General features: G+C 70.8%; 9 protein-coding genes and 1 pseudogene. 5 read left to right on the top strand and 5 right to left on the bottom strand.

The genetic code is table 11. The features are described 5' to 3' along the window. Positions 1–29 precede the first annotated feature (29 nt). The 4 genes and pseudogenes from BBK82_RS45505 to BBK82_RS49520 all read left to right on the top strand — a co-directional run bounded on the left by BBK82_RS45505 (position 30) and on the right by BBK82_RS49520 (position 6156). Complete coding sequence (locus tag BBK82_RS45505; protein ID WP_065920454.1) at positions 30–2174, top strand: N,N-dimethylformamidase beta subunit family domain-containing protein; 2145 nt, start codon at positions 30–32, stop codon at positions 2172–2174. Positions 2175–2229: 55 nt separating this feature from the next. Beyond that, positions 2230–3620, top strand: a pseudogene (locus BBK82_RS45500) (sigma 54-interacting transcriptional regulator). Continuing rightward, entirely contained in the window at positions 3617–5545 is a 1929-nt protein-coding gene (locus BBK82_RS45495; protein ID WP_065920453.1) for a vWA domain-containing protein, read from the top strand. Before BBK82_RS45500 ends, BBK82_RS45495 begins: the two are co-directional and overlap by 4 nt. A 62-nt stretch (positions 5546–5607) precedes the next feature. Then, a complete protein-coding gene (locus BBK82_RS49520) occupies positions 5608–6156 on the top strand; it encodes a hypothetical protein (RefSeq protein WP_179953740.1) in 549 nt (182 codons plus the stop codon). On the opposite strand, the gene BBK82_RS45485 is transcribed toward BBK82_RS49520, so the two are convergent. Further along, positions 6060–6596 carry a DUF4240 domain-containing protein gene (locus BBK82_RS45485; protein WP_218920549.1) on the bottom strand — a complete coding sequence of 179 codons (537 nt, stop codon included), beginning with the start codon at positions 6594–6596 and terminating at the stop codon, positions 6060–6062. The two genes, BBK82_RS49520 and BBK82_RS45485, sit on opposite strands and share 97 nt — an antisense overlap. Positions 6597–6772: 176 nt before the next feature. On the opposite strand from BBK82_RS45485, the gene BBK82_RS45480 reads away from it, so the two are divergent. Continuing rightward, on the top strand, positions 6773–7585 hold the full coding sequence (locus BBK82_RS45480; protein ID WP_065920450.1) for an SCO6745 family protein: 813 nt from the start codon (positions 6773–6775) through the stop codon (positions 7583–7585). Between the two features lies 1 nt (position 7586). On the opposite strand, the gene ctaD is transcribed toward BBK82_RS45480, so the two are convergent. Genes ctaD through BBK82_RS45460 form a run of 4 tightly spaced genes read right to left on the bottom strand, consistent with a single transcriptional unit; the run spans position 7587 to position 14613 of the window. Continuing rightward, on the bottom strand, positions 7587–9350 hold the full coding sequence (gene ctaD / locus BBK82_RS45475; protein WP_065920449.1) for an aa3-type cytochrome oxidase subunit I: 1764 nt from the start codon (positions 9348–9350) through the stop codon (positions 7587–7589). Between the two features lie 36 nt (positions 9351–9386). Then, positions 9387–10712, bottom strand: a complete 1326-nt coding sequence (locus BBK82_RS45470; protein WP_065920448.1) for an esterase/lipase family protein — start codon at positions 10710–10712, stop codon at positions 9387–9389. Next, positions 10712–13516, bottom strand: a complete 2805-nt coding sequence (locus BBK82_RS45465; RefSeq protein ID WP_065920447.1) for a tetratricopeptide repeat protein — start codon at positions 13514–13516, stop codon at positions 10712–10714. The genes BBK82_RS45470 and BBK82_RS45465 overlap by 1 nt, the downstream gene beginning before the upstream one ends. Further along, positions 13510–14613, bottom strand: coding sequence for a caspase family protein (locus tag BBK82_RS45460; RefSeq protein ID WP_065920446.1), 1104 nt, complete (start codon positions 14611–14613; stop codon positions 13510–13512). The genes BBK82_RS45465 and BBK82_RS45460 overlap by 7 nt, the downstream gene beginning before the upstream one ends. Between the last annotated feature and the right edge of the window lie 39 nt (positions 14614–14652).

Below are 14652 nucleotides of genomic sequence, written 5' to 3'. Positions count from 1 at the left end.
CGCCCCGCATTCTCCTGCACGATGGCCGCATGGATCTGGGGGATTCGGAAAACAGCGGAGTCGCGCGCAGAACCGTCCTGCAAGGGGCGGCCGCGCTGGCAGGGGCGGCACTGGTCGCGGGGCCGGGTACGGCGAGGGCGGCGGACGACGACCCGGAGCAGCGGCTGCTGCAGATCGTTCCCGGCGGCAACGGCGTGCTGTACGCCTGGTACGCCGACGGGCGCCTCAAGTGGTTCAAGCACCTCGGCCGCACCGACGGCACGTACAACTGGGCCGACGGCAACGGCCGTGAGATCGGCCTCGGCTGGCAGATCCACACGACCGTGCTCGCGTCCCAGGACGGCCAGGTCTTCGGCTTCTGCGGCGACGGCACGCTCTGGTGGCACAAGTGGGTGCTGACCAACAGCGCCACCGGTGAGGGCTACTGGGCGCCGGGTACGAACAACATCATCCACCGCGGCTTCCGCGACTACGCGGCCGTGTTCGGCGGCTGGGACGGCGTCTTCTACGCCGTGGACAAGCAGGGTGACCTGTACTGGTTCAAGTACAAGGCCGGTGACGGCTCGAACGGGCCGGGTGCGTGGGCGCATGACGGCGTCGGCCAGAAGATCGCCTCCGGCAAGCGCGACTACGACCTGTGGTGGGCCGACACCGACGGGGTGATCTACGCGGTGCGGCACGGCGCGTCGCTGCACTGGTTCCGCTACCTCGCCGGTGACGGGTCCACCGGGCCCGGTGCCTGGGCGAACGACGGCGAGGGGATCGGCATCGGTTCCGGCTGGGACTGGGGCAGCAGCGTCGAGCGGTTCGCCGACGCCGGTGGCGTCTTCTACTGCGTGTTCGTCAACAGGGACCCGGACCGGCCCGACCACGAGCTGCACTGGTACCGGCTCACCAACCACCGCACGGTCGACGTGGACGGCGGGGGGACGTGGGCGGCCGGCGGCACCGGCAAGCTCGTCGGCACCGGCTTCACCGTCACCCGCGCCGCGAACCTGCAGGGCTACACCCGCTGGTCGGCCTCCCAGGGCGAGCGCCTCGACGTGGCCGTCTCGACGACGCTCGACGAGTACCGCGCGAGCGTGCTCCGGCTGAACGGGCCGGTCGAGCAGGGCTATGCCGCGGAAGTGTGGGCGCCGCGCACGTTCCGGGGGCGCAGGCAGTTGTTGAGGTCCGGCTACCGGGCGAACGGCTGCGGGTGGACCACGGACCTGAGCGTCGACATCGGGGACTGGCCGTCGGGCTTTCACGTCGTGAAGCTCGAAGGCGCGTACGGAATGCGGCAGTACATCCCATTTGTCGTGAAGCCCAAGCAGCCCGAACACGACGTCGCGCTGCTGCTGCCGTTCCTGACGCACAACGCTTACAACCACTGGGGCGGGCACTTCCAGTACACCTGGGACGAACGTCCAGCGCGCCGCAAGATCACCACGAACCGGCCGTTCGGGAACGCGTTCATCGAGGGGCCGGGCTTCATCGACGTGCGTTTCCACGGCGACCTGTTGCTGATGAAGTGGTTCGCGGACAACAGCCTCGGCTACGACTGCTACCAGGACGTCGACCTGCACGACCCGAGCTGGCTGGCGCAGTACAAGGTGCTCGTGCTGGCGTCTCACCCCGAGTACTGGACGCCGCAGATGCGTGACGCCGTGGAGACCTATCTGGCCAACGGCGGCCGGGTGATCTACACGGGCGGCAACGGCATGTACGAGCGCGTCGACCACGACCCCGCCGGCTTCGTGTTGCACCGCAACGACTCCGGCCACCGGTGGCTGTGGCGTGACCAGGGCCGGCCGGAGTCCGCCGTGCTCGGCGTGGCGTACGACAGCTGGTCGTACATGGAGATGAAGCCGTACGTCGTGAGCGCCGAGCACCCGTTCCTGGAGGGCACCGGGCTCACGGTCGGCAGCGAGTTCGGCCACACCGGGTACAACTTCGCGGCCAGTGGCTGGGAGGTCGACAACCGGGCCGGCGCCGGGCGGGTCGAACCGGACGCCGTCGCGTTCGCTCACGGCTTACAAGACCCCGGCCACGGTGCCGAGATGGTCGTGCTGCCGAAGCCGAACGGAGGGTGGGTGTTCAGCGTGGGTTCCTTGTGCTTCAACGGAGCCCTGGCCGACGACCCGGCGATGGCACGCATCCTGCGCAACGCCGTGGAGGCGGCCGTGCGGTAGGGGCTGGAGTCGCTCCACGTCGAAATTGTCGGTGGTCCTGCGTAGCGTCGTCGGCGTGACCCAGAACCTGGCCCGCACGGCGGGCGAACTGCGCGCCGCCGGGCACCGGCCGCGCGGCGTCAAGACCGAGATCCGCGAGAACCTCCTCGCGGCTCTGCGCGAGGGACGCAACCCGTGGCCCGGCATCGTCGGTTTCGACCGCACGGTGCTCCCGCAGCTCGAACGGGCGTTGCTCGCCGGGCACGACGTGGTCCTGCTCGGCGAGCGCGGTCAGGGCAAGACGCGCCTGCTGCGCACGATCGTGTCGCTGCTGGACGAGTGGACTCCCGTGATCGAGGGCTCCGAGCTGGGCGAACACCCGCTCGACCCGATCACACCGGAGTCGCGTCGCCGGGCCGCCGAGCTCGGTGACGACCTCCCGGTGGTGTGGCGGCACCGCGACGAGCGGTACGCCGAGAAGCTCGCCACGCCGGACACCTCCGTGGGTGACCTGGTCGGCGACGTCGACCCGGTGAAGGTCGCCGAAGGGCGTTCGCTCGGCGACCCGGAGACGATCCACTACGGCCTGCTGCCGCGTGCCCACCGCGGCATCATCGCCATCAACGAGCTGCCTGACCTGGCCGAACGCATCCAGGTCGCGTTGCTGAACGTGATGGAGGAGCGCGACATCCAGGTCCGCGGCTACACGCTGCGGCTGCCGCTGGACGTGCTGCTCGTGGCGACCGCGAACCCCGAGGACTACACCAACCGCGGCCGCATCATCACGCCGCTGAAGGACCGCTTCGGCGCCGAGGTGCGCACGCACTACCCGCTGGAGGTCGACGCCGAGGTGGACATGGTCCGCCAGGAGGCCGAACTGGTCGCCGAGGTGGGTGACCACCTGCTGGAGATCATCGCCCGGTTCGTGCGCCACCTGCGCGAGTCGTCGTCGATCGACCAGCGCTCCGGTGTGTCGGCGCGGTTCGCGATCGCGGCGGCGGAGACGGTCGCGGCCTCCGCGCTGCGCCGGTCCGCGCTGATCGGCGAGACCCCGGCCATCGCGCGGCCGGTCGACCTGGAGTCGGTGCCGGACGTGCTGCGCGGCAAGCTGGAGTTCGAGGCGGGGGAGGAGGGGCGCGAGGACGAGGTCCTGGTGCACCTGCTGCGCCGGTCGATCGCCGACACCGCGCGGGCCGCCTGGCCGGCCTGAACCTGCGGACGCTCGCCGAGGCGGTCTCGGACGGCCACCCGGTCGCGACCGGTGACCGGGTGCACGCGGGCGACCTGCTCGCGGCACTGCCCGAGCTGCCGGTGCTGCACGAGGTGGCGACCAGGCTGGGCGCCGGCCCGAAGGACCCGGCCGGCCGCATCGCCTCCGCCGTGGAGCTCGCGCTGGAGTCGCTGTACCTGACCCGGCACCTGTCCAAGGACACCTCTTCCGACGACGACCGATCGGTGTACGGATGAGATACCGCTACGGACGCTGGGGCGGCGGCGCCGACCCGCTGGCGCCCCCCGTCGACCTGCGCGCGGCCGTGGACGAGCTCGGCCGCGAGATCATGGAGGGCGCCTCACCCAACGCCGCGCTGCGCGAGCTGCTGCGGCGCGGCGTGGACGGCACGCGCGGCCTGGACGACATGACCTCGCGGCTGTGGCAGCGGCGTTCGTCGATCAAGCGCCGCCACCGCCTCGACGGCACGCTGCAGGAGGTCCGGCGGCTGCTGGACGAGGCGCTGGAGGCGGAGCGGCGGGCGTTGTTCCCCGACCCGTCCGACGACGCCCGCTTCCGCGAGGCCCAGCTGGACGCCCTGCCCCAGGGCACGGCCGCGGCGGTGCAGGAGCTCGCGAACTACTCCTGGCAGTCGCAGGAGGCCAGGCAGGCGTACGAGCAGATCCGCGAGCTGCTCGGCCGTGAGCTGCTGGACCAGCGCTTCCGCGGGATGAAGGAAGCACTGTCCAACGTGGACTCCGAGGACGTGCGCCGCATCCAGCGCATGTTGCGCGACCTCAACGAGCTGCTGACCGCCCACGCGGCCTCCTCGCCCGACACACCGCGCATGTTCGACGAGTTCATGCGCAAGCACGGCGACTTCTTCCCGGAGAACCCGCGCACCGTCGACGAGCTGATCGACGCGCTGGCCGCCCGTTCGGCCGCGGCGCAACGCATGATGAACTCGATGACCGACGAACAGCGCGCCGAGCTGTCCGCGTTGTCCCAGCAGGCCTTCGGCGGCATCGGCTCGCAGCTGTCCACGCTGGACTCCCTGCTGCAACGCCTGCGCCCCGGCGAGGACTGGACCTCCTCGGCCCGGTTCCGCGGCCAGGACCCGCTCGGCCTCGGCGAGGGCGCGCAGGCCATGGCCGACCTCGCCGAGCTGGACGCACTGGCCGAACAGCTCGCCCAGTCCTACCCCGGCGCCCGCCTGGAGGACATCGACCTGGAGGCACTGGAACGCCAGCTCGGCCCGGAGGCCTCCGTCGACGCCCGTCGCCTCGCCGAGCTCGAAAAGGCCCTGCGCCAGCAGAACATCCTCGAACGGGCCCCGGACGGCTCGCTGCGCCTGACCCCGAAGGCCCTGCGCCGCCTCGGCGAAACCGCCCTGCGCGGCGTCGTCGACCAGCTGCGCTCCTCCCAGGGCTCCCGCGACACCGTCACCGCCGGTGCCGCGGGCGAACTGATCGGCTCCACCCGCCCGTGGCAGTTCGGCGACACCGAACCGTGGGACGTCCCCCGCACCCTGCGCAACTCCGTGCTGCGCTCCGGCGCCATGTCCCTCGACGTGGTCGACATCGAGGTCGCCGAAACCGAACACCGCTCCCGCGCCGCCGTCGCCCTGTGCGTCGACACGTCGTGGTCGATGGTCCAGGACGGCCGCTGGGTGCCCATGAAGCGCACCGCCCTGGCCCTGCACCACCTCATCCAGACCCGCTTCCGCACCGACGCCCTGCAACTGGTCACCTTCGGCCGTTACGCGGAGGCCGTCGACATCGGCCAGCTCACGGCGTTGGAGGGCGTCTGGGAACAGGGCACCAACCTGCACCACGCCCTGCTCCTCGCGGGCCGCCACGTCCGCCGCCACCCCGACGCCCAGCCCGTGGTGCTGGTCGTCACCGACGGCGAACCCACCGCCCACCTCGAACCGGAGGGCGACGCCGAGTTCCACTACCCACCGCTGCCGCGCACGCTGACCAAGACGCTGAACGAGGTCGACTCCCTGGCCCGCCTGGGAGCGACGATCTCGGTCTTCAAGCTGGGCGACGACCCTCGCCTGGCCGCTTTCGTCGACATCGTGGCCCGCCGCGGTGGCGGCCGCGTGGTGGCCGCCGACGAGGACGGCCTGGGCGCCGCCGTGGTCAGCGACTACCTCCGCTCCCGCAAGCAACGCCGCTGATCTTGTCGGTGTCGCCGAGTGCGGTGAGATGCAGGGGATCCCGGCGAGGGAGTACCCCCTGCGTGAGCCTGCGCCGGTTCGTGGTCGCGGTGGTGCTGAGCGGCTTGCCGTCGACGCTGCACGCGCTCGCGACGGGCCGCGATCCCCTGCAGGCCACCAAAGCCGCCGCCTCACTGGTGCCGGTGGCGAAGCGGGGATCGGAGTCTTCGACGCTCGTCGGCACGTTGGTGCGGGGCGCGGTCGTCCACGTCGGGGTGTCGGCGTGGTGGGCGTTCGTGCTCGCACGCCTGCAGGTGCGAGGCGTGGTCGGTGGCGCGGTGGCCGGGCTGCTGATCGCCGCACTCGACCTGGAGGTCATCGGGCGGCGGTGTCCGGAGGTCCGGGCGCTGCCGCGCGTGCCGCAGTGGCTGGACCACGTGGCGTTCGGCGTGCTCGTCGCGGAAGCGCATGTGGGCAGGCCACCACGCCGCAGCCATCAGGTTGCGGTGAGCGGCATGCCCACCGCAGTGGCGGGTCAGTCGTCGTACAGGGCCGTCAGCCGGGGCAGCAGGCGTTCGATGCCCGCGTCGTCGTCGAAGTCGTCGTGCCAGTCCAGGCGGATCTCCGGGTAGCTGACCGTGAAGGCGTCCTGGGGCAGGCGCATGCCGGTGGCGGTGAGGTGGGCGTCCCAGGCGATGCCCAGGGCTGCCTCGCACTCCAGTTCCTCGTCCGACTCGGCGGCGGCGATCACGGCGGGGAGACCGGCGAGCGTGTCGGGGGTGGTGACCGCTGCGGTGTAGGCGGCCTCGCCCTGGGTGAGGAGCCAGCCGCGGAAGTACTCGAAGCCGTCGTCGGAACAGCCGCCGTTGATCACGTAGGCGGCGGCCCAGAGGTCGCCGGAGTAGGAGAACGCCATCAGGTCCCAGAAGACCTGCTGGGCGGACATGATCTCGGCGGGCGGGAGCGCGGCCAGGCGGGCGGTGGTGGCGGTGACCACGGCGCAGCAGTCGGACGGGTCGTCGACGGCCGCGCGGGCGTCGGCGATGAGCTGCCAGAAGGCGGTCGGGGTCACGTGGAGAAGCATCGCAGAGGGGTCTGACAATTTTCGGCTGCTGACTAACGGGGCAGTACCGCCTAGTGGTGTGGCTCGGAACGTTGCCGGAGAATTCGCGGTCAGACGGCCGCGAGGTGGCCTGCTGAGCGTGAATTCTCCGCCCACGTGCCGAGTCATGCCACTAGGTTAAGAGCATGATCAGGAACCTGTGGCGTTCGCTCGAAGCCGTGCACGCGATGATCTACTTCGTCCCCCAGGCGGACAGCCGGTACGCGCAGGTGGGGCTGGACCGGGCCGGCGGGTACTTCGCGTCACGGGCGGCGGCGCTCGGGGCGGTGAGCGGCGAGGTCGTGGTGGCCACCTTCTACAACTTCAACCCCGCGCTGGTGAAGGCGCGCATTCCGGCGGCGTGGGAGAAGGTCACGCCGGAGCAGATGCTCGCGTTGCGGCTGGAGGCGGTGGAGGAGGCGTTGCGGCCGGTGTTGCCGGACGACCTCGAGGAGATCACCGGGCTGGCGACGCGGGCGGCGCAGAGGTCGACGGAGCTGGCGTTCGGGCGCACGTTGTTCGCGGCGCACGCGGGGCTGGAGTGGCCGGAGGACACGCTGTTGCGGCTGTGGCACGCGCAGACGCTGCTGCGGGAGTTCCGGGGTGACGGGCACCTGGCGGCGTTGCTGCAGGAGGGGCTCACCGGCATCGAGGCGCTGGTGCTGCACGCGGCGTCGGGTGAGGTGCCGGCCGAGACCCTGCGCAAGACCCGCGGCTGGTCGGAGGAGCAGTGGGCGGCGACCACCGAGGACCTCCGGCAACGTGGGCTGGTCACGGCGGAGGGGACGCTGACGGAGGCCGGGCGGGAGCTGCGGCAGCGCGTCGAGGACAACACCGACCGCATGAACGCGCCCGCGTACGACGTGCTGAGCGAGCAGGAGAAGCAGCGCTACCTCCAGCTCGGCGCGCCGCTCAGCCAGGCCGTCCTCGCGGCGGGCCTGCTGCCGGGCAAGCGCTGAGCTACTCCGTCTCGTCCTCGCGGTGGGTGGAGGCGAGCGTCTTCTCAGTGATGTCGTCGTTGCCGACCCGGCGCTCCTCCGGTTTGGTCAGCGAGAAGTGCGCCTCCTCCCGCATCCGCTCGACCATGTGCGGGTAGTGCAGCTCGAACGCCGGCCGCTCGGAGCGGATGCGGGGCAGCTCCTTGAAGTTGTGCCGCGGCGGGGGTGAGGTCGTGGCCCACTCCAGCGAGTTGCCGTAGCCCCACGGGTCGTCGTCCGGGGCCGGGTCGCCGTAGCGGTAGGAGCGGAAGACGTTCCACACGAACGGCAGCACGGACGCGCCGAGCACGAACGAGCTGATGGTGGAGATCGTGTTCAGGGTGGTGAAGTTGTCCGAGGGCAGGTAGTCGGCGTAGCGCCGCGGCATGCCCTCGTTGCCCAGCCAGTGCTGCACCAGGAACGTGCCGTGGAAGCCGAGGAACGTCGTCCAGAAGTGCAGCTTGCCGAGCGGTTCGTTGAGCATCCGCCCGGTCATCTTCGGGAACCAGAAGTAGATGCCCGCGTAGGTGGCGAACACGATCGTGCCGAACAGCACGTAGTGGAAGTGCGCCACCACGAAGTACGTGTCGGACACGTGGAAGTCGAGCGGCGGTGAGGCCAGCAGGATCCCGGACAGGCCGCCGAAGAGGAACGTCACGAGGAAGCCGATCGAGAACAGCATCGGCGTCTCGAACGTCAGCTGCCCCTTCCACATCGTGCCGATCCAGTTGAAGAACTTGATGCCCGTCGGCACCGCGATCAGGAACGTCATCAGCGCGAAGAACGGCAGCAGCACCGCGCCCGTCGCGTACATGTGGTGCGCCCACACCGCCACGGACAGCATCGCGATCGCCAGCGTCGCGAACACCAGGCCCTTGTAGCCGAACAGCGGTTTGCGGCTGAACACCGGGAAGATCTCGGTCACGATCCCGAAGAACGGCAACGCGACGATGTACACCTCGGGGTGGCCGAAGAACCAGAACAGGTGCTGCCACAGGATCACGCCGCCGTTGGCCGGGTCGAAGACGTGCGCGCCGAGGTGCCGGTCGGCGGCCAGACCCATCAACGCGGCCGTGAGGATCGGGAACGCCAGCAGGATCAGCACGGCGGTCACCAGGATGTTCCAGGTGAAGACCGGCATCCGGAACATCGTCATGCCCGGCGCCCGCAGGCACACGACGGTGGTGATCATGTTGACGGCGCCGAGGATCGTGCCCAGGCCGGACACCGCCAGACCCATGATCCACAGGTCCGCGCCGACACCCGGTGAGTGCGTCGCCGACGACAACGGGGTGTAGGCGAACCAGCCGAAGTCCGCCGCACCGCCGGGTGTCACGAAGCCGGCGACGGTGACGATGGCACCGAACAGGTACAGCCAGTACGAGAAGGCGTTCAGGCGCGGGAACGCGACGTCCGGCGAGCCGATCTGCAGCGGCAGGATGAAGTTCGCGAACCCGAACAGGATCGGCGTCGCGTACAGCAGCAACATGATCGTGCCGTGCATGGTGAACAGCTGGTTGTACTGCTCGTTCGACAGGAACTGCAGGCCCGGCCGGCCCAGCTCGGCGCGCATCAGCAGCGCCATCAGACCGCCGATCATGAAGAACACGAACGACGTCGTGAGGTACATGATCCCGATCTGCTTGGGATCGGTGGTCCGGAAGAGGGACAGGAAGTAGGACCCCTTCGGCCGGGCTCGCGCCGCCCCGGGATGGGGTACTACCGGTGTTGGCTTGATCGTGGTCATCGCGCCTCCTCCGTGACCCGGTCATCGTCCCCCTGGTCAGACCTCGGGGCAATCCATGACGAGCACCGCGGAGGTCACCGGGACCACCGGAGCACCCACCGCGGTGCCGCTGACCTGCACGTAATACGCGCCGGGGGCCAATTCACCGAATTTGACCACCATCGACTCGGAGATCGCCGGGACGCGTGCTTCGACCTGTTTGCCGTTCTCGTCGAGCAACGCCACCTTCACCGCGCGGGCAGGAGTGCCGCGCAGCTCGACGACGACCTCCAGCTCCTCACCGACCAGCGCGAGGTCGGGCACGCTCACCTGCGGTTCCGTGACCGCGACGTTCCTCGGCACGATGTTCTTGGAGGTCAGGAACGACTCCACCATGTCCAGCACCGCGGCGTTGTCCTGCAGCGACGTGTGCTGCTCGGTCACCCGGTGCAACGTGTTCGACGACAGCGTCAGTCCCTTGCGCGCGCCACCGACCATCGGCACGGTCGCGTCGCCGTAGAGCTCCTCGCCCTCATACGTGCGATAGCAGGTGACCTTGCCGTCGGCGATCTTCGCCGTGGTCGCCGTGGGCTGCTTGCCGCCGACGATCGCGTACGTCTGGTCGGCGAACGAGTCGGTCAACGCGCCGTGGAACGCCATCGCGTCCGTGACCATCTTCGTGTCGAGCTCCGGCAACGTCATCTCCGTGGTCTTGACCAGGCCGTTCGGTGACTCGATGCAGGCGTACTCGGGCAACAGCTGGTGCAGCGACGGCATCGACCGGGCGAACTCCGTCAGGTCGACCGCCAACGGCCCCAGTCCCTTGCGCACCCCGTTGACCAGCTGTTCCAACGCCGAGGCCGCCCCTCGGTACGGCGTGCCCATGGTGATCAGCCTGTCCGTGCGCTCGGCCATCCCGCACTGCTCGACGCACCACCGCGCGACCAGCCCGCCCATCGAGTGGCACACGAAGCTGACCTTGGCATCAGGGCCGATCCGGTCGAGCGCCTCGTCCACCCGCCGGGCCAGCAACGCGCCGTTGTACCGGTTCGACAGCCGCCAGTCGTAGGCGAAGAGCAGCAGGTTGCCCTTCTCCACGGTGTAGCCGAGCGAGTTCATCCGCCGCGTCACCCGGTCGTAGCCCTTCAACGGCGTCCAGATGCCCGGGATGACGTGCAGGTCGGTCATCAGCCCCACGGGTTCGATGCCGTCCTGCGGGTGCTCGTCGCCGATCCCCGCGGGCAGCTTGAGCCGCCGCAGGCTGCGTCCCAGCGTCAGCACGGCCCTCAGCGCGGCCCGCCCGGACACCTCCCAGACCATGCCGTCCTCGTCGCGCAGCGTGCTGCCGAGGATGCCGGGCAGGACGACGACGAGATCACTCATCAGGACTCCTCGGCGAGCTTGCGGATGAGGGTGAGCAGCTTCAGGTTCGCGGGCACCAGGTAGGTCAGCTCGTGGATCCACCCCAGGCGCCGCTCCGCCACCGGCAACGCCAGCCGCTCGTCGCCCGCCCTGACCCGTGCGACGACCTTGTACAGCGCGGCCAGCGGGTGCGGCTCCAGCGCGACCACGGCCTGGGTCAACGCCTGCGGTGAGGCACCGGAGGCCAGCCCGCGCAGGACCTCGGTGGCCCGCGGCGGGTTCTCCAGCGCGTCCAGCACGAGGTCGAGCACGTCGGTGTCGGAGTCGGCGAGCAGCAGCAACGCGTGCACCGGCCGGTTGTCCCGCACGGTGCGCAGCACTTCCTTGTCCAGCAGCTCGCCGCGCCGCACGGCGAGCAGCTCGCGGCGGCGTGCCGGGGTGGCGTCGACGAACTCGTCGGCGAGGCTCGCGAGCAGCCACGGCCGGTACGCCAGCTCGACCCCCTGGGCCTGCGCGGTCGTTCGGCGCGACTGGATGACCTGGGCCTCGATCAGGCTGGTGCCGTACAACGCCTCGGTCACCGCCACGTCGGCATCGGCCGACAGCAGCTCGGGGTGCGCCAGCAGGACCGCGCGCTCCTCGACGTAGGACCGCGCGAACACCCACCTGCGGGCGGTCCTGAGCAGCCCGCGGTCCACCGTGAGCCAGTCCGGCGTGCTGTCCCACGGCCACGGCCGCCCGGAGGCGCGGTAGAAGTCGTGGTGGCGGCGGGCGATGTCGTGCACGTCGTGCCGCGCCTGCCGGGACTGGCCGACGTGCGTGAGCGCCTGGCACAGCCACTTCGCCACCGCCGGGTCGCCCGCCGTGGTCGCCGCCGCCCGCAGCATCAGCAACGTCGCCAGGTGCGGTCCGGTGAACCGCTCCACGACCCGGTCCCACGCCTCCTCGACGATCTCCGGCTGCCCCAGCCGCGCGCAGACCGTGTCGAGCGTGAACAACGCCGCCGCGAGCGTCGACAGCCGGTGCTCGTGTCCCGGCAGCAGGCACACCTCGATCGTCCGCAGCCCGGTCACCATCGCCTCGCGCGGCTTCTCGGCGTCGCGCTGGCGGCGCATCAGGTTGTGCAGCGCCTGCCCGTGGATCCGCAGCCCCTCGGCGAGCTCCGCGGCCTTGCGGGCGGAGTTCAGCGCCTCCTCGGTGCGACCGACCATGCTGTAGGCGACGCTCAACGCGAGCGCGGCGTCGGCGAGCTGCGGCTCGAACGCGGCGTGCCGGCCGAGCGTGCCGTTGATCTCCGCGGCCTGCTGGGTGGTGCGGTCGGTGTCGGACAACCGCCCCAGGGAGAGGAAGTCGCGGCTCAGCTCGACCAGCGCGGTCACCAGGTCCGCCAGGTACAACGGGTTCGTCTGCGCCAGCGCGTAGTACAGCTCGACGGCCTGCTTCGACCGGTGCATCGCCTCGTACCGCCGTCCGGTCTCGTTGCACCGGGTCGCGAGGCACATCATCGCGCGGGCCAGCGGGGCGTCGGTGTCCACCGCGGCAACGGCGTCGCGTGCCGTCGACAACGCCTCGTGCCGGCGGCCGAGCATCGCGTAGAGCCCGCTCAGGTCGACCAGGGCGCCGCTGAGGTGCGCCACGTACGTCTGGTTCTCGCCCGGCTGCGTGGTCGTCTTCGCGATGCGTTGCGCAAGTCGTTTGTGCGTCAGGGTCTCCGCGGTCGTCGGGGTCCGCGCCACCAGCTCCCGGTACCGCACGACGGCTTCCTCGGCGGGCGCCACGGCGTGTTGCAGCCGCCCGGCCTCGCGGTACCGGAGGCCGAGCCGGTTCAGCACGAAGGCCAGGTCCGCCAGGTACATCCGCAACGTCGGCACCAGAGCGCGGAAGTGCGACGCGGCCTCCTCCAGCGGCTCGATCGCCTCGTCACCTCGGCCCCAGTGCGCCAGCTCGTTCGCCGCCGTCGTGGCCGCGAGTGCGATGTCCGGCAACAACATCCGGTTCATCGTCGCCAGCGCGCGCAGCGCGTCCAACGCCTCCGCGCTCGCGTGCCCGCAGTGCCGCCACGCGTACTTCCACAGGTAGCCCGGCACGTCCGGTGGCACACCCGCCTCCAGCCGCTGCCGGTACAGGCCGATCAACGCGCACGCCACCTTCTCCGCGCCCGGCGCGAACACCGTGTCGCGGCTGGGGGAGAACTGCGGCCGCAGGTGGTCGGCGAACGTCTGGTGCGTCAGCTTGAAGACCGCCGTGCCCTCCTCGCCGTCCTGCACGATGTGGCGGCCCAGCTCGGTGAGCACGGCGGTGATGTCGTCGCGGCTGAACCGCTCGCCCGACAAGGCTTCCGCGACCGCGCGCCACTCCTCCTCGGGGAACCCGGCGCCGTAGCTCCACGTCAGCGCCGTCAGCAACGGTCGCGCGGCCGGCACCTTCGCGAGCTCCCGGTCGAACGCCGCGTCCAGCGACAGCTTGAGGTCCGCACCGCCGTCGGAGAGCAGCTGGTCGGTGATCATCCACGCGGTCAGGAACGGCAGCCCCGCCAGCTCGTCCACAGTGGACTGCGGCACGGTCGTTCCCAGTCGTGCCACCACGTAGTCCCGGACGTCGGCCTCGCTGCCGCCGTCGTCGAGGTCCAGCACCTCCATCGGAGACAGCTCGGTGAGCAGCGGAGCGCGACCGACGACCCGGTGCACCTGCCGCGTCGACACGATCACGACGGCGTGGTCCGCGAGCTTGGTCAGCAACGACGTGGCGATCGAGAACGACTCGCCGCGCGCCTCGTCCAGGCCGTCGACGACCAGCACCGGTGGCTGGGCGAGCCCGCTCACCACGCCGACCAGCTCGGCGGCACCCCGCGGCCCGTCGGGCGGGACCAGCCTGCGGCGACCAGCTGGCGGCTGAGCAGGTCCGCGACCCGGTCGGCGTCCATCGCGGCGTGGACGGCCGCGTCGACCGAACACGGACCGGGGTCGGCGTGCCGGAACGACGGCCCGGACGACAGCAGCAGGTCGCGCTCGGCTTCGTTGGACAGGCTCACGACCCGGCCGACGACGGCGGACTTGCCGCTGCCGGGCGACCCGGTGACCACCCGCAGCCCGGCGACGCCCGATCGGACCCAGCCCACGACCCGGTCGACCTCGGCGGTGCGGCCGGTGAACCACGACCGGTGCTCGGCCGAGTCACCGCCGCGCGCGGCCAGCAGCAGGTGCTTGACCACGGTGTTCGGCGCGTAGAGCGGGTTGGGCAACATCGGCTGCGCTGACCCGTACTGCATGAACCGCGGCCGTTGCACGTCGCTGTCCCACGCGTTCAGCAGCGCCGTGCCGACCGTGCCGCCGTCCACGAGCGACGTGCGGTCGCTCCACCGCAACACGTCCTCGTCCTTGCTCGGGCCGCCGCGCAGCAGGTTGCGCAGCCGGCCGCCGAACAACCCGTCGCGCGCGGTCTCGACGCTGGAGCACGACACCAGCACGCCCGCCCAGTGCATCTGCCCGGCGAGCAGCTGCTCCTGCATCTCCGCGATCGTGCCCAGCGCGTCGTCCAGCTGTGTGCCCGAGTAGCAAGCGTCGACGATGACCAGCACCTGGTGCGCCCCGGACGCCGCGCACCACAGCACGAAGTCCTCGATCGCGATGCCGTCGGCCTCGCCGTCGTTGTCCCTGGCCTGCAGCCGCAGCTTGCCCGCGACCGGCACCGCGTGGCCGCTGAACAACGCCACCAGCGCGCCGCCGTTCTGCCGGTCGCGCCGGACCGCCTGCAGGTGCGCGCGGACCTCGGCCTCGGTCGGGTCCGACAGCGGCTCGCCCTCGTACCCCTTGAGGAGCGCACGCAGCTCCAGCACGTCGCTCGCGGCGTGCTGCAACGGCTGCAGCAGCTCGTAGGAGCTGACGCCGATGCCGACGAACCTGTCCCTCGTCTTCTCCTGCATTTCGGTCGTACCCCCTGACCGGAGGTCGCTCGGAGGCCG

It is taken from the genome of Lentzea guizhouensis (assembly GCF_001701025.1).
Classification (GTDB): Bacteria; Actinomycetota; Actinomycetes; order Mycobacteriales; family Pseudonocardiaceae; genus Lentzea; species Lentzea guizhouensis.
Note: the sequence above shows the minus strand (reverse complement) of the source record. Positions and strands in the feature narration are given on the sequence as shown.

Bases quoted from the DNA above. Each gene is read 5' to 3' on its own strand.
- BBK82_RS45505 (WP_065920454.1), top strand. From the start codon at position 30: ATGGATCTGGGGGATTCGGAAAACAGCGGAGTCGCGCGCAGAACCGTC.
- BBK82_RS45495 (WP_065920453.1), top strand. From the start codon at position 3,617: ATGAGATACCGCTACGGACGCTGGGGCGGCGGCGCCGACCCGCTGGCG.
- BBK82_RS45480 (WP_065920450.1), top strand. From the start codon at position 6,773: ATGATCAGGAACCTGTGGCGTTCGCTCGAAGCCGTGCACGCGATGATC.
- ctaD (WP_065920449.1), bottom strand. From the start codon at position 9,350: ATGACCACGATCAAGCCAACACCGGTAGTACCCCATCCCGGGGCGGCG.
- BBK82_RS45470 (WP_065920448.1), bottom strand. From the start codon at position 10,712: ATGAGTGATCTCGTCGTCGTCCTGCCCGGCATCCTCGGCAGCACGCTG.
- BBK82_RS45460 (WP_065920446.1), bottom strand. From the start codon at position 14,613: ATGCAGGAGAAGACGAGGGACAGGTTCGTCGGCATCGGCGTCAGCTCC.